General features: G+C 67.9%; 18 protein-coding genes. 10 read left to right on the forward strand and 8 right to left on the reverse strand.

Translation table 11 applies throughout. The features are described from left to right. Nucleotides 1-5: 5 nt before the first annotated feature. Both EEB19_RS14695 and EEB19_RS14700 read left to right on the forward strand, forming a co-directional pair. Entirely contained in the window at nt 6-263 is a 258-nt protein-coding gene (locus EEB19_RS14695) for an MbtH family protein (RefSeq protein ID WP_187587490.1), read from the forward strand. 288 nt (nt 264-551) lie between these two features. Next, nucleotides 552-854, forward strand: a complete 303-nt coding sequence (locus tag EEB19_RS14700) for a hypothetical protein (protein ID WP_262365678.1) — start codon at nt 552-554, stop codon at nt 852-854. An 81-nt stretch (nt 855-935) separates the two neighbouring features. Here EEB19_RS14700 and EEB19_RS14705 read toward each other — a convergent pair whose 3' ends face one another. Next, nucleotides 936-1571: a hypothetical protein gene (locus EEB19_RS14705; protein ID WP_187587494.1), complete on the reverse strand. Its 636-nt coding sequence runs from the start codon at nt 1569-1571 to the stop codon at nt 936-938. A gap of 235 nt (nt 1572-1806) precedes the next feature. Further along, nucleotides 1807-2319 (reverse strand): DUF4878 domain-containing protein, encoded by a 513-nt coding sequence (locus tag EEB19_RS14710; protein ID WP_187587496.1) that lies wholly within the window; start codon nt 2317-2319, stop codon nt 1807-1809. A gap of 141 nt (nt 2320-2460) precedes the next feature. On the opposite strand from EEB19_RS14710, the gene EEB19_RS14715 reads away from it, so the two are divergent. Continuing rightward, nucleotides 2461-3564, forward strand: coding sequence for an LLM class flavin-dependent oxidoreductase (locus EEB19_RS14715; protein WP_187587498.1), 1104 nt, complete (start codon nt 2461-2463; stop codon nt 3562-3564). Further along, nucleotides 3561-4244 carry a CE1759 family FMN reductase gene (locus EEB19_RS14720; RefSeq protein WP_187587500.1) on the forward strand — a complete coding sequence of 228 codons (684 nt, stop codon included), beginning with the start codon at nt 3561-3563 and terminating at the stop codon, nt 4242-4244. Before EEB19_RS14715 ends, EEB19_RS14720 begins: the two co-directional genes overlap by 4 nt. A gap of 13 nt (nt 4245-4257) precedes the next feature. Here EEB19_RS14720 and EEB19_RS14725 read toward each other — a convergent pair whose 3' ends face one another. After that, nucleotides 4258-5271 (reverse strand): pirin family protein, encoded by a 1014-nt coding sequence (locus EEB19_RS14725; protein ID WP_187587502.1) that lies wholly within the window; start codon nt 5269-5271, stop codon nt 4258-4260. 79 nt (nt 5272-5350) lie between these two features. Then, entirely contained in the window at nt 5351-6112 is a 762-nt protein-coding gene (locus EEB19_RS14730; protein ID WP_187587504.1) for an acetoacetate decarboxylase family protein, read from the reverse strand. Between the two features lie 204 nt (nt 6113-6316). On the opposite strand from EEB19_RS14730, the gene EEB19_RS14735 reads away from it, so the two are divergent. The 4 genes from EEB19_RS14735 to EEB19_RS14750 all read left to right on the forward strand — a co-directional run bounded on the left by EEB19_RS14735 (nt 6317) and on the right by EEB19_RS14750 (nt 9934). Continuing rightward, nucleotides 6317-7033, forward strand: coding sequence for a response regulator transcription factor (locus EEB19_RS14735; protein ID WP_187587505.1), 717 nt, complete (start codon nt 6317-6319; stop codon nt 7031-7033). Next, nucleotides 7026-8294, forward strand: coding sequence for a sensor histidine kinase (locus EEB19_RS14740; RefSeq protein WP_187587507.1), 1269 nt, complete (start codon nt 7026-7028; stop codon nt 8292-8294). The genes EEB19_RS14735 and EEB19_RS14740 overlap by 8 nt, the downstream gene beginning before the upstream one ends. After that, nucleotides 8279-9391 (forward strand): hypothetical protein, encoded by a 1113-nt coding sequence (locus EEB19_RS14745; RefSeq protein WP_187587509.1) that lies wholly within the window; start codon nt 8279-8281, stop codon nt 9389-9391. Before EEB19_RS14740 ends, EEB19_RS14745 begins: the two co-directional genes overlap by 16 nt. A gap of 168 nt (nt 9392-9559) precedes the next feature. Then, nucleotides 9560-9934: a response regulator transcription factor gene (locus tag EEB19_RS14750; protein WP_262365679.1), complete on the forward strand. Its 375-nt coding sequence runs from the start codon at nt 9560-9562 to the stop codon at nt 9932-9934. A gap of 60 nt (nt 9935-9994) precedes the next feature. On the opposite strand, the gene EEB19_RS14755 is transcribed toward EEB19_RS14750, so the two are convergent. After that, nucleotides 9995-11014 (reverse strand): alpha/beta hydrolase family protein, encoded by a 1020-nt coding sequence (locus tag EEB19_RS14755; protein ID WP_187587511.1) that lies wholly within the window; start codon nt 11012-11014, stop codon nt 9995-9997. A gap of 103 nt (nt 11015-11117) precedes the next feature. Between EEB19_RS14755 and EEB19_RS14760 the strand changes: the two genes are divergently transcribed. Together EEB19_RS14760 and EEB19_RS14765 are read left to right on the forward strand one after the other, a co-directional pair. Then, nucleotides 11118-11696 carry a sigma-70 family RNA polymerase sigma factor gene (locus tag EEB19_RS14760; RefSeq protein ID WP_187587513.1) on the forward strand — a complete coding sequence of 193 codons (579 nt, stop codon included), beginning with the start codon at nt 11118-11120 and terminating at the stop codon, nt 11694-11696. Beyond that, nucleotides 11689-12507, forward strand: a complete 819-nt coding sequence (locus EEB19_RS14765; protein ID WP_187587515.1) for an anti-sigma factor — start codon at nt 11689-11691, stop codon at nt 12505-12507. Before EEB19_RS14760 ends, EEB19_RS14765 begins: the two co-directional genes overlap by 8 nt. Nucleotides 12508-12713: 206 nt before the next feature. Here the strand turns inward: EEB19_RS14765 and EEB19_RS14770 are convergent, their stop codons facing one another. From EEB19_RS14770 to EEB19_RS14780, 3 genes are read right to left on the reverse strand one after another with little or no spacing between them, the layout of a single operon-like run. Continuing rightward, nucleotides 12714-13493, reverse strand: coding sequence for an ABC transporter permease (locus EEB19_RS14770; protein ID WP_187587517.1), 780 nt, complete (start codon nt 13491-13493; stop codon nt 12714-12716). Next, nucleotides 13493-14530 (reverse strand): ABC transporter ATP-binding protein, encoded by a 1038-nt coding sequence (locus EEB19_RS14775; protein WP_187587519.1) that lies wholly within the window; start codon nt 14528-14530, stop codon nt 13493-13495. The genes EEB19_RS14770 and EEB19_RS14775 overlap by 1 nt, the downstream gene beginning before the upstream one ends. Continuing rightward, entirely contained in the window at nt 14523-14762 is a 240-nt protein-coding gene (locus EEB19_RS14780) for an MbtH family protein (RefSeq protein ID WP_187587521.1), read from the reverse strand. Before EEB19_RS14780 ends, EEB19_RS14775 begins: the two co-directional genes overlap by 8 nt. Nucleotides 14763-14781 lie beyond the last annotated feature (19 nt).

Consider the following 14781-nt stretch of genomic DNA (forward strand, 5'->3'; position numbering starts at 1 on the left):
AAGGGATGACCAACCCCTTTGATGACGAGAACGGACGTTTCTACGTCCTGGTGAACGATGAGAATCAGCATTCGCTGTGGCCGACGTTTGCGGACGTCCCCGCGGGGTGGACGACGGTGTTCGGTGAGGATTCTCGGGCTGCGTGTCTGGAGTATGTGGAGAAGAACTGGACGGATCTGCGTCCGAAGAGCCTGATCGACGCGATGGCCGCTGACGCCGCGGCCCAGGGCGGATCCGCCCCGAGCGGGCCGTCGGCGGGATGAGTGAGGGGTAGTGACGGTGAGGCCGAGGAACGACGTCGCGGGGACATGTCACCGCGATAACGCTTCCACATCAAGCTCATACGCCACTCCTCTAACACGAGTCACGCAAGTAACATCGGGGACACGGCGAGGATCAGAAATTTTCTGTGTATTCGTCACAGAATCAGCGTCACCGGTTTCCAAAAGTCCGTTAGCAAGGCAAGCTATGTACAAGGACCCGGTGCCAGTTCAACTGGGAGGCAGAGTGGCCAGGGTCGAAGGATCGAGCTCGGGGGAGCGACGATGATTATGGAACTTGTAGAAGACATCCAGCGCCGGGCGGAGATCACGCCCCGTCTGACCGCAGTGCGTTTCGGCGAGGACGCCGTGACGTACGGAGCGCTCGACGAGAGCATCGCCTCCTATGAGTCGGTGACGGAACGTCACGGCTTGTCACGGGAAGCCGCGTTCCACGCCAGCCTCCTGCACTGCATGCCCTCGCTGACCCGCATCGACGGTCACGCCGAACGCAATCGCGTGCTCTCCGAGATCGTCGGCTGGTTGGGCCGCGACCTCGGCAACGGCAGCGGTCGCCTGCGCGCCGTCAGCTGACACGGACAACGACAGACCCCACCGGGTGTTCACACATCCGGTGGGGTCTGTTCGCGTCTGTGGACCGTGGGGCCGGCCGGATCAGAGGATGGCGGCGATCGCCAGGATGACGAGCAGGATGGGTGCGCCGACGACGATGCTGCCGGTGGCGAGCACCAACGAGGTGATCGCCCGCCCCGTCCCACGATGACGCGTCGATCCGACGACGGCATTGCGGCTGACCCCGATCTGGACGAGGGCCGTCACGCCCACGATCATCGCGATGAGTCCCAACACCGCTCCCACGCCGACCAGTGCGAGAGGCAGCGAGACGACGCTGGTGACGAGCGCTGCCGTGGCCACCATGGCGCTGCTCTCGCGCGGTCGTGGCGACATCATCGGCATGGACCCCGCCGTGATCGGAGCGGCGACCGGGGGCAGACGCGGCGACGTGACCGGCCCAGTGTACTCCCAGATCTCGGGCACGGCGGCCGGGATCGGTCGGTCCTCGATGTCGCGTCGGGTGATCGAGGCAGGGACGGGCGGCTGAACGGAGAACCGCTGCGACTGCGGTGTCATGACCGCCGCGTCCGGCGCGACAGCCCCGGATACGACGGCCCCGGATACGACCTCCGACGCGTGGTACTCGACGATCGGGGTACCGGGGTCACCCGCGGGCCAACGCCGGATCTCTTCGGTGACCGACGGCACGATCGGCTGTGTGGGATGCTCGCTCACCCGCATGGGAATCCTCCTGGCCCGACGACGCGCCCCCCGACATCGGCTCGGCTCGCCGGCCGAGGCACCAGGGGCCTGACGTCCATTCTGTCGTACTCCACTGCAGCGGACGAACGTCACGGATGCGTAACGCCGTCCAGAAGACCCCCGTGAACGACGGAACTCGCCACCCCCGGGATGCCCGGTGATGGCGAGTTCCGTCTGTGTGGATCGTCCGGCGTCGATCGTCCGGTGATCAGCCTCCGTGCTGGCCGCCCATCGAGGTCAGCTGGGTGACGGCGTCGCCGCTGAGCTTCCAGTCGCCGTCGACTTTCGTGTAGGCCAGGGTGATGTCGACCGGCTGCGGAGCGTGCGGGCTCTTGACCGCAACGGTCGCGACGGCCTTGTTGTCGCCCTCGTCCTTCACCTCTGTGACGGTGTAGACGTCGGGGGTGTAGCCGGCCATGTTCGAGCCCTTGGCGTAGGCGATCAGCGCGCCCTTGGTCACCGGGTTGGTGGTGTCGACGACGGCCTCGATCTCCTCCGACGACGTCGCGGGGTCGACCGCCTTGCGCAGGATGACCTGCGCGTCGTCGGAGCTCAGCCCGACGACGGCCTGCTTGGCGTCGCTCGCTGCCGATGCCACCGCGGCCGAGGCGTCGCTGGCGGCACTGCTCACGGTGTCCGACGTGTCATCGGAGCAGCCTGCGGCGACGAGCAGGGTCGCGGTCGCCAACAGCGCTGCGGCCAGGGACTTCCGAACGTTCATATCGATTCCTCCTCTTGGGTAAGCCCACACTAACCCACGCCTCTCCGTGGGAGAACCGGGCTCGGAATTAATCGGACCGTGGTCCGGTTAGACTGGATGACCACTCCGGCAACCCGGACATCTCAAGCCAGGAGGCGTGACATGCAGTTCGGACTCTTCAGCGTCAGCGACATCACCGTCGATCCGACCACCGGTGTCGAACCGACCGAACAGGAACGCATCAAGGCGATCGTCGCGATCGCCCGCAAGGCCGAGGACATCGGTCTCGACGTCTTCGCCCTCGGCGAGCATCACAACCGGCCGTTCTTCTCGTCGTCGCCGACGACCACTCTCGCCTACATCGCCGCGCAGACCGAGCGCCTGCAGCTGTCGACGGCGACGACCCTGATCACCACCAACGATCCGGTGAAGATCGCCGAGGACTTCGCCATGCTCCAGCATCTGTCCGACGGTCGCGTCGACCTGATGCTCGGCCGGGGCAACACCGGCCCGGTGTATCCGTGGTTCGGTCAGGACATCCGGCAGGGCATCCCGCTGGCCATCGAGAACTATCACCTGCTGCACCGGCTGTGGACCGAGGACGTCGTCGACTGGGAGGGCAAGTTCCGGACACCGCTGACCTCGTTCACGTCGACGCCGCGACCACTCGACGACGTCGCGCCGTTCGTCTGGCACGGGTCGATCCGTAGTCCGGAGATCGCCGAGCAGGCCGCCTACTACGGTGACGGGTTCTTCGCGAACAACATCTTCTGGCCCAATGAGCACTTCCAGCGCCTGATCGGGTTCTATCGCGAGCGTTACGAGCACTACGGCCACGGCACGGCGGCCCAGGCGATCGTCGGTCTCGGCGGACAGTTCTTCATCCGCAAGAACTCGCAGGACGCGGTGCGGGAGTTCCGCCCGTACTTCGACAACGCACCCGTCTACGGACACGGACCGTCACTCGAGGAGTTCAGCCGCGAGACGCCGCTGACCGTCGGCAGCCCGCAGGAGTTCGTCGACAAGACGCTCTCCTTCCGGGAGAGTTTCGGCGACTACCAGCGTCAGCTGTTCCTCGTCGACCACGCCGGTCTGCCGCTGAAGACGGTTCTCGAGCAGCTCGACCTGCTCGGTGAGGTTCTGCCGGATCTGCGGGCAGGATTTGCGGAAGGACGTCCCGCCGACGTGCCGGACGCCCCGACCCACGCCTCCCTCGTCGCGGCACGCGACGCACAGGTGCCCGAGACCGAGGCGGTGCAGGCATGACCGACTCCACGCTGTCGCTCGTGGCGGTGAACGCCGGACTCGGCGACCCGTCGTCGACCCGGCTGTTGATCGACCGGCTCGTCGACGCCGCCGTCGACGAGCTCGGTGCGGTGCGGGCCACCGTCGAGGTCGTGGATCTCCGCGACCTCGCGGTGGACATCGCCCGCTCGATGACCTCCGGATTCGCGCTCGGCGATGCCCGTGAGGCGATCGCCCGGGTGCACGACGCCGATGGTCTGATCGTCGCGACGCCGGTGTTCAATGCGTCCTACAGCGGACTGTTCAAGTCGTTCTTCGATCTCGTCGAGGTTGATCGGATGCAGGGCAAGCCGGTGCTGGTCGCCGCGACCGGTGGGAGCCCCCGGCACTCGATGGTGCTCGACCATGCGATCCGTCCATTGTTCTCCTATCTGCGTGCCGTGGTCGTCCCGACCGGGGTGTATGCGGCTGCCGAGGACTGGGCCGGCACCTCCGGTGACACGGCGCTGCTCTCGGACCGCGTCCGGCGTGCGGCCGCAGAACTCGCCGCGGCGATGCGCGCCGCTCGTCCGGATCTGCCCACGGATGGCGCGCCGGTCGGGGACCGGAGCACGGCGGCGGCGGGTGTCGACGTGACCCAGACCGCGCTCGAGGCCGCGGGCATCGCGAACTTCGCGAAGCTGTTGGGCGACAAGGGCTGACGGTCGTCCGGCGTCACGCCTGGCCCGGGACGTTGTGTCGCGGGCGCAGGCGTGTCGTCGGCAGGTCCGGGGCCGGCAGGTGTTGCGTCGAGCCCTCGTAACCCTGTACCTGGCCGAAGCGGTCACTGTGCTCGGTCCATTGCTCCCGGAACGCGACGATGTCGTCGTGGCTGCGGCCGAGGAAGTTCCACCACATGATGATCTCCTCGTCGAGAGGTGCACCCCCGAGCAGCACGAGTCGTCCACGTTCGTCGGAGTCGTTCGTCAGGGTCAGGTGGGTGGCGCCGACCCCGACGTAGCCGAGTTCGGTGCGCGCCAACGGTTCTGCCGCGGAGTTCGCGATACGAATCCGCCCCGCGTCGACGAGGATGCCGTGCTCGAAACCGGCGTCGACACTCAGGTCGATCCGGGCGCCGGGTGTCATCGTGAGCTCGGCGCCCAGCAGTGGGGTGAACGTGTGGACCGGTGATCGCCGACCCATGAGCTCGCCGAGGAACACCCGCACCTCGGAGCCGTCGCGTTCGACGACCGGTGGCACGTGATGGGCGAAGTCGCGTGGGGTGTCGACCGCGGATTCGGGCAGCGCGACCCAGAGCTGCACGCCGTGCAGCACCGTCGTGTCGGGAGTGGACACCTCGGTGTGTGCGATTCCGTGACCGGCCGTCATCAGGTTGAGCTCGCCGGGCCGCACCATCGCGTGGTTGCCCATGGTGTCGCGGTGTTCGATCTCGCCGGAGAACAGCCAGCTCACCGTCTGCAGGCCGGTGTGCGGGTGCGGCGGAACATCCATCCCGCCGGTCGCCGACACGTCATCGGGTCCGTAGTGGTCGGCGAAGCACCATGCGCCGATCAGTGACCGTCGTCGTTGCGGGAGTGTGCGGTGGACGGTCATCGCGCGCGGACCGCCGAGCGGGACGTCGTGCGCGGTGAGCACCTCCACCGCGACCAGATCGCCGTCGGCATCGTCGCCGCGGTGAACGGTTGAGCGGCAATCGATCTCGGCAGGCTCGGTTTCCAGATTGCTCATGGACGCACCACTCCACAGGGTTGATTCGGGGCTGTCCGGCCAGTCTAGTGACTCGCGACCCTCACCCAGCCCACGCGGATCAACCCAGGACGGTCGGATCCTCGAACGTCATCGTGAGGCGGTCGACCGACGACGTCATCAACGCATGGCGGCCCAGCTTCAGCGACCGGAGCTCCTCGGCGATCGGATGGTCGCCGAGGACCAGCTCGGCACCACCGATGCGGGTGCGGGTACCCGCCGTCGACGTCAGCTTCCACGGCGTGACGCGCAGCACTCCGTCGAGCTGGGAGTAGGCGTTGAGGACGGCGTCCTTGGTGTTGTCGGGGACCCGGATTCCGGGACGCACCGTCAGGTCGACGATCAGCTGATCGTCGGCGACCACCCGTCCGTGCCTGGTCGGGGAGTCGTGATCGGTGTCGAACTCGGCGAGCGTCTTCGGGAATCCCCAGATGCCGCGCCCGGCGGCGAGGGTGAAGTCGCCGTCGACGGGCAGTCGGTGGATCAGTGCGCGCGCGTCGCCACCGATGAGTGATCGCAGTGCCCGGATCCGCGAGGCGGGCGGGCGGCTCGGGTCCTCCACCAGGAAGCACACGCCGAACTCGTTGTACGGACCGAGATCGCCGTCGACGTAGTCGACGAAGACGATCATGCACATCGTCCGACCGGGTCGGATGCGCAGTGGTCGCGGGGTGGCGGCACCGTTCCCGCTGCTCTCGATCGCACGCGCGACGGCGTCGCTGTCGGCGGTGAAGCCCGCGACGAAGCAGCGTGCGTGGCGGATCTCGACCGGCATCGTGACGGTGCTGCCCAGGACCTCGTGCGTGGATGCGGCGGGGGCCATCGACTGATATCTCCCTCGGATCGGTGACGGGCTCGAATCGAACATGCGAAACGAGAACATGTTCTCGTTTCGCATCATGCCAGTTCCGTGTGCGACGAGCCACCGGATCCGTCTATCGCGGCTGCACAGACGTCGCGGTCGGCGCGATGCGGCGCCCGGTCGCCGGATAGGCTGAGGTGCGACGACGTCGATGAGGAGGTGGCCATGACACCGAACGCGCCGGCCGTGGTCCGCGTGGGGATGGTCGACGACCACCCGTCGCCGGTGTGGGGGGTCGAGCGGATCCTCGATCGCCAGCCCGACCTCGAACTCGTGTGTTCGTCGGCGACCGTCGGCGGGCTGCTCCAGCAGGGTGTGGCCATGGACATCGTCATCCTCGATCTGCGACTCGACGACGGCACGACGCCGGGGGAGAACGTCACCAGGCTCACCGAGGCGGGTGTCGGGACGGTGGTCTACACGTCCGGCGAGCATCCGTCGCTGCTGCGCTCGGCCGCTCGCGCGGGCACTCTGGGGGTGGTCCTGAAATCCGCGTCCGAACAGGAGATCGTCGACGCGATCCGCGCCGCGGCCGCGGGCCGCGAGGTGCTCACCACCGAATGGGCCGCCGCGATCGACGGAGATCCCGAACTCGAGGCCGTCGATCTGAGTCCCCAGTTGCAGCGGGTGCTCACCCTGTACGCGTCCGGTGAGACGTCGGCCGGCGTGGGCGCGGCGCTCGGCGTCACCGCCGAGACGGTCAACGAGTATCTGAAGCGAATCCGCCAGAAGTATGCGGCCGCCGGACGCCCGACCAGGACCAAACTCGACCTCTTCAAACGGGCCGTCGAAGACGGATGGCTACCGGTCCCGGGGCGCAACGCATCGTCGGCGCAGAACCGGTCCGTGCGCCGCGACGCCCCGCACGATCCGGGTGACTGACCGGTCGCCGGGCGCGACGGCCGACGTGTGGTCGTCGGGAGTGCTCGACCGCACTCCCGAACGCATCGCCCGATCCGACGCCCCCGGGTCGACCGGGGGTGGCGACCGCGAGGTCCAACGGGTCGTCCGCAGTCTCGCGCGGGTGATCGCATGTGGCTACCTCGCGTTCCTGATCACCTCGATCCCGGAGATCGGTCCGGCGAGTGCCATCGTGGCGGCCTGGTACACGCCGGTCGCGCTGATCCTCGCATTCGGTCCGGGGCTGGCCCTGCTGCCGGCCGGGCTGTGGCGCAGGGGTCGCTACATCGCGCTGTGCTGCCGGCTGGCCGTCGTCGGCTACTTCCTGGCCTCGGCCCTCTGGCTCGTCGCATGGAACGGCGCAGTCCTCGACGCCGAGCGGGCGACGTGGCTGGTGAGCTTCTCGGGACTTCCGGGAGTCGCTGCGGCACTGGCGATCCCCAGTCGCCGGGCGGCCGGCGTCGTCGTCGCCGGCACGATGATGGCCGCGGTCATCACCTACTTCGGGCGCACCGACGTCGAGGTCGGGTACCTCGTGCTGGAGACCGTCTTCGCCAGTGCATTCGCCTCGGTGTTCCTCGCGACGGCGCTGACGGTACTGCGCACGGGTCGTCTGCTCGATGCGACCCGGATCGACGCGTACCGTGCGGCAGCCGCGACCGCCGCGGCGAAGGCACGCGACATCCAACGCCGGCGATTCGACGCACTCGTCCACGATCACGTGCTCGCGACCCTGCTGGAGGCGTCCGCGGGTTCGTCGGGACCCGAACTCGCGGAGCAGGCGAGATCGGCGCTGTCCCGGCTGGACGATCTGGCGGCGGGACGCGCGCCGATGGCCCCGGATCAGACCGCTGCCGAGGTGATCACCGCGTTGCGGGCTGGGATCGCCGCGTCCGGCGAGGACGCCGGTGTGTTGCGCGACCGGGTCACCGAGCCGGCGGCGGTGTTTCCGGTCGACGTCGTGCTCGCGGTCGTGGACGCGACCGGTGAGGCGGTACGCAACGTGGTGCGTCACGCGGGGACCTCGGCGGCGTGCGTGGTCCTCGCCGACATCGCCGCGGATCGCATCGCCGTCACCGTCGCCGACGACGGAGTCGGGTTCCACCCGGAACGGGTCGATCCTGCACGAGTCGGCATCGAGGTCAGCCTGCGCCAGCGGGTGGAATCGGTCGGGGGAACCGCGGCGATCCGCAGCTCGCCCGGATCGGGGACCGTCGTGGAGGTGTCATGGTCCCGACGCTGAACCGCTCGAAGGACCCGGCACGCCCAGCGGAGACGACGGGCCCGCCGGCCGTCGTCGGCATCGCGAGTATCGGACTGCGCTCGGCCTCTGCGGCCCTCCTGATCGCGGGGTTCGTGCTCGTGTGTGTGACGATCACGATCGCGACCCCGGGGGTCGGCATCTGGCGCAGCGCCGCCGCCTACGCGCTGATGGTGGCCGCGGCCGCGATCGTGCTGCGGGTGACCGGCGAGCCACTCCGTCCTCGCGCGACCGCCGGGGTGGCCGTCACGCCGGCGCTGATGGTCCTGATCGGTGCACCGGGCCTGCCTGCCTCGCCGTTGCTACCGACCACCGCCCTCACCGCAGCGGTGGCCATGGTGGCGGCGTTTCTCTGTGTGCGCCACCGTGTTCGGGTCGCGATCGCTGCCTACCTCGGATCAGTGGCGACCGCCGTCGCCGTGCTCCCGCAGAGCGCAACCGTCGGGATCACCACGTCGACCTGGATCACCGTTGGGATGCCCGACCTCGCCGTGATGATCAGTGCCGTCGCCTTCGCCGTCTTCATCCGGCAGGCGGCGGTCCGTATCGGTGCGATGCGTGCCCGGACCGAACGCGAGATCGCCGGTCGCGCGGCCGTGGCCCAGGCCGATGAGAGCGTCGCCCAGATGGTCCGACTCGACGAACACGCTCGTGGCCTGTTGTCGCGGATCGCCGAAGGCCGGCGGCTCACGGACTCCGAGCGTGAACTGTGCCGACTCACCGAAGGGCGGTTGCGTGATGCGATCCGGGCGCCCGCCCTCGAGCGGCCCGACGTCGCCCGGGCGGTGTGGGCGGCCCGGCGCGCGGGCGTCTCGGTCACCCTCCTCGACGACTCGGACGCCGGCTCGTCCGGTTCGGTGCCCCCCGACGATCCGGCTCGGCACCAGGTGGTCGACGAGCTCTGCGTCGCTGCCGTCGAACTGTTGTCGACGATGCCGCGCGACTCCTCGGTCACCGTTCGCGTCCATCCTCGGGGTCGATCTCCGATCGGGACGATCGTGGCCAGAGACGCTCCTCACACTCTCCGACGGGAGTTCGGTGCAGATGCGCACCCGCGGGATATCCGCAGGTCACCGTAGCCGCTCGACATGTTCTCGACCGCGCCCGGCGGCGGTGTCCCCAGTTCTGGGTCTACTGATCCACTCGCGAAGTGCCTAACGTTCACGTACGTACCGTGCGGTCTTGTCGGGGGACCGGGGTGCCCGGAGGAACCCCGGCGAGGCATGTGACAGAGCGAAGGATGACAAGTGACCGCGAGTTCTCGACTGCCGATGCAGCGTCTGACCAGGACCGAGGCCCAGCCGTCACCACTGCCGGCCGGCCACGCCGTCGCGGGCCCCTCGGTGACCCGCATCTCCGACTATCGAAGCGGTGACGCCGCTGTGGTGGATCACCGACGACCCGTCCTCTCCTCTCGGGAGGTCGAGGTCCTGCTGGCCTGGCTGGCCGCGGAGTCCAAGGATGAGGCCGCCTCGGCACTGTTCATCTCCGCCTCGACCGTCAGCACCCATCTTGCGCGCATCCGGGCGAAATACTCGGCGGTCGGTCGGGACGCCCCGACGAAGACCCATCTGCTCGCCCGTGCCCTCCAAGACGGATACACCAGCCTCGATCGCTGGTAGGCGCCGTCTCGGCGGTTCACCTCGCGCCGGGTCGCGTTCCGTGGAACGCGACCCGATTGCTCATCGCAGGTCGCGCTCGATCGACGGCCAGGTCCGGTGCAGGTCGTCCTGCCAGTACCCCCAGGAATGGGTGCCGTTGGGCCGCAGGGTCACCTTCGCCGGGATACCGAGCTGTCCCAGGCGGGTGGTCATCTGACGGGTGCACTGGTCGATGGCGACCTCGATGAGTCCGCCCAGGGCGGCCTGATTGGCCAGGAAGAACGGATCGCCGTCGACGAACGGATCCTGCAGACGCTCGTGCGGACCGGGAGCGCCCGTACCCGAGGTCATGTAGATCTTGGTCCCGCGCAACTTCGCGGCGTTGATGTAGGGGTCGTTCGCACGCCAGCCGGGTCCGTTCAGCGGGCCCCACATATTGGTCAGTTCCGCTCCACCGCGGTCCTGGACGACGAAACGGATGTACTGCTGCCCGGCCGGGTCGCTGGTCCGCGCGCACCCGCTGAACGCCGCCACGGAGCGGTACAGCTTCGGTGCGGCGATCGCCAGATTGAACACCGTCGTACCGGCCATGGAGATGCCGGCCACCGCGTTGCGGCCCGTGGTGGTGAACTGCTGATCGATCAGCGGGGGCAGTTCCTTGGTGAGGAACGTCTGCCACTTGTTACGGCCCAGCTTGGGGTCGTCGCGTTCCCAGTCGGTGTAGTACGAGAACGCACCCCCGATGGGTGTGACGACGTACACGTTCTTGTCGGCGAAGAACTTCTTGTAGTCCGTGCGTGCGTCCCAGGTGGCCGAGTCCTCGCCACCACCGGCGCCGTTGAGGAGATAGAGGGTGGGACTCGGCTTCGAGCGATCGCGCGGCGTCAGCACCGTCACCGGGATGGTCCGCCCCATCGAGGCCGAGTAGACCATCAGTGTGACCTGCTGCGGATCGTCGTCCTGCACGCTTGTGACCGACGACTGCGGTGCCGCCGCAGCCGGTCCTGACACCCCCACGAGCAGTGCTGCGATGGTCGCCACCACGGTCATGATCGCGGCCACGAAGTGGCGCTGCTGTCTCCCCACGCTGTTCCCATCCATCTTCTGTTGATGACCCGGCTGCCCAGTCTAACGGCCGCCTCCGAGGATGGTCGACGGGTGTGAACCCGCGCGTACTCAGGGCGGGCTTGGTTACGGTGGGGGAATGACTGCGACCGGGGCGGCCAATGACTCCGACCTCCTACGATCTCTGCTCGCGGATTCCGCCGAAGGCGACCGGGGTGCCTTCGCGCATCTCTACGACCTGACCAGCGCCCGGATCTACGGGCTGGCGCTGCGGGTGGTCCGCGACCGCAACTACGCCGAAGAGGTCGTCCAGGAGGCCTATCTGCAGTTCTGGCAGAAGGCCGCGGAGTACCACCCCGCCCGCGGGTCGGTGATCAGCTGGATGATGACCATCGCTCACCGTCGCGCCGTGGATCGGGTCCGCACCGAGGAACTGCAGCATCGCAAGGTCTCCGAATACGAGTCGATGAACCGAGAGCCGGGAGGGCCGGTGCCGCTGGAGATCATCGTCGACCGCGAGGACGGAGACGAACTGCGGACGTGTCTGTCCCGTCTCACCGACCTGCAGCGCGATAGTATCGAGATGTCGTACTTCAGCGGCATGACCTATCCCGAGGTCGCCGAACACACTGCGACGCCGCTGCCGACCATCAAATCGCGGATCCGGGACGGGCTCCGCAAATTACGCCATTGCCTGAGGAGCCGGGACGATGCCTGATACCGACTGGCTCGACGATCACATCGAGCTCTATGCGGTCGACGTCCTGACACGTCCCGAGCACGATCGGGTGGATCGCGAACTGGAATCGCTGACCCCGGTGGAGCGACGGATCTATGACGGCCGCATCGCCGAGACACGTTCGGCCATGGCCGATCTCGCCAGCTCGTACGCCCTCGATGCTCCGATCACGTTGCGGGACCGCGTTCTCGATCACGTGTTCGCCGAGCCGCCGGCAGCAGTCGCCGGCACGGCTCCGGCGTTGCCCGAGCCGCAGCCGGAAGTGCCTGTGGCGGAGCCAGAATCACCGACCGTGGTGCCGATCGACTCCAAGCGAGGCAGCCGGCGGTGGGCCGGAATCGCGGTCGCTGCCGCCGCGGCCGTCGTGGTCGCACTGGGCGCCGGTGTGGTCATCGGCCGGAGCACGGCGCCAGAGCCCGCACAGCCGGCGGTGGCCTCGGATCAGCAGCAGGTGCTCGACGTGCTCTCCGCGCCGGACGCACAGCTGTCGATCGGCCGTCTCGACGACCGGCGCGGCACGATGTCGGTGGTCGCCTCGCGCGATCGCAACCAAGCGGTCGCCCTGTTGCGTGACCTGCGCAATCCGATAGCCACCGACCGTGACTTCCAGTTGTGGCTGGTGGGCAAGGCGGACAATCCGGTCTCGGCCGGGCTGATCCCGCCGTCGGGTGAGGGGTCGCCCGCGCTCGTCGACGGCCTCGACGGCTCGACGGTGCTCGCGGTGACGATCGAGCCGAAGGGTGGCTCGCAACAACCGACCACACCGATCCTGGCGCAGATCTCACTCTGATTGTGGGGGCGGTGATCTCGATACGCCGCCTCGCCTGGCGGCTCGGTGGCTACTCGATCAGCGGTGGGGTGTTGCCTCGTCGTTCGTTGGTCGAGTAGCCCAGCGCAGCCACCCCGATTGTCGAACACCACAATGGTTGTGAACCACGGTGGTTTCCTACATTCGGGGTGGCTGGTTGTGGCTTGCGAGCCCGGCCTATCGAGACTTCAGCTGGTCGAGCGTCGATACATGATGAGCGACACCGGGATGCAGATCGCCAGGATCGCGACGCTCGTCGCGATGGAGTAGCCGACGGCGTGCTCGGCCACCCAGCCGGTCGCGGCCGGGAAGTCCGGCGGCGAGGCGTTGCCGAACTTCTGCCGGCAGGCCGTCGCGACGGCGGTCACCGGGTTCCATTCCGCTATCGGGCGCAGGATGCCCGGCAGGCTCTGCGCCGAGATGAACGCGCTGGACAGGAACGTGACCGGGAACATCCACAGGAAGCCGATGCTCTGGGCCACTTCGACATTCGGCGCCGCCAGTCCGGTCACCGCCCCGACCCAGGCCATCGCGAGTGCGAACAGCAGGATGATTCCGAAGGCCACGAGGGCGTCGAGGGCACTGCCCCGAATACGCCAGCCGATGGCGAGACCGCAGGCCACCATGACGCCGAGTCCGATGATGCCGAGGAGCATGTCGGAGGTGACCCGGCCCGCGATGACGCCGAGCCTGGACATGGGTAGGGAGCGGAGTCGGTCGATGATGCCGTCGGACATGTCGTTGGCCAGTCCGACGGTCGTGATGGCGGCGTTGAAGACGACCGTCTGCGCGAAGATGCCCGCCATCAGGAACTCGCGATAGGAGCCGCCGCCGAAGGTCGCGCCGAAGACGTAGGCGAAGAGGAAAACGAACATGAGCGGCTGCACGGTCGCGCTCATCAGCAGGGTCGGGATACGCCGTACCGTCAACAGATTTCGTTCGACGATGACGGCGGTGTCGGTGAACATCACACGCGCTCCAATCGTTCGGTGGCGGACTCGTCCGGATCGCTCGCCGACACGTGCGGGGTCTCGGATCGTTCGGTCAACTGGAGGAAGACGTCGTCGAGGGTGGGGGAGGCGACGGTCGCGTCGAGTACATCGATGCCGACGTGTTCGCACGCCTTGACCGCATCGACCGCGCTCCGCGATCCTTCGGTCACCGCCACCGACCAGCGGACGTCGTCGAGTTGTTGGGGCATACCGAGGCCGATCTCGGCGAGGGTGGTCGCGACCAGGGTGGAGTCGGTGGCCCGGTGATCGAGTTCGACGGTCAGGATCGACTGTGCGGTGGTCGACTTCAGCTCGGCGGCGGTGCCCTGGGCGCGGATGGTGCCGTGATCGATGACGGTGATCTCGTCGGCCAGCGCATCGGCCTCTTCGAGGTACTGGGTGGTGAGCAGGACGGTGGTGCCGGCGGCCACCTGCTCGGAGATGACCTCCCACATCTGCCTGCGGCCACGGGGATCGAGCCCGGTCGTCGGCTCGTCGAGGATCACCAGTGTCGGTTCGTTGATCAAGGCACCGGCGAGATCGAGGCGGCGGCGCATGCCCCCCGAATAGGTCCGCATCGGACGGTCGGCCGCGTCGGACAATTTGAGATCCGCGATCATCGCACGGGCCCGCTCGGACGCCTCCTTGCGCCGGTGGCCGTAGAGCTGGGCGACCAGCCGCAGGTTCTCGAATCCGGTGAGTGTGCCGTCGACGGCCGCGTATTGGCCGGAGACGCCGATCATCTCGCGCGCGGTGTCGGGTTCGGCGAGCGCGTCGACTCCGTCGACGAGGACCGAACCCTCGTCGGGACGCATCAGCGTCGCGACGGCGCGCACGGTTGTCGTCTTGCCCGCGCCGTTCGGTCCGAGCAGGGCGTGGATGGTGCCGGACGGGACCGTCAGGTCGAGGTCGTTGAGTGCGTGCACCTTCCGGCCCCGGCCGAACAGGCCGGAGCGAAAGGTCTTGGAAACGCCGCGAAGCTCCAGTGCAGGTGTCTCGGTGGTGTCAGCCATGGTGTGTCGTCCCACGGTCCTCGCTCCCTTCCATGGCGCGTATCAGGCTGGCCGGGCGCATGTCGCGCCAGTTCTCCTCGACGTAGGCGAGGCAGTCGTCGTGTCCGGCAGGGCCGAACACTGTCGACCAGCCATCCGGTACTGCCGCGAACTGCGGCCACAATGAATGTTGGTTCTCCGCGTTGACGAGTACCAGGAACACGCCTTCGGTGTTGTCGAACGGGTTGGTCATCGGTCCTCCTCGTGTCTGT

The sequence above is a fragment of the Gordonia sp. OPL2 genome, from assembly GCF_003797825.1.
Lineage (GTDB): Bacteria > Actinomycetota > Actinomycetes > Mycobacteriales > Mycobacteriaceae > Gordonia.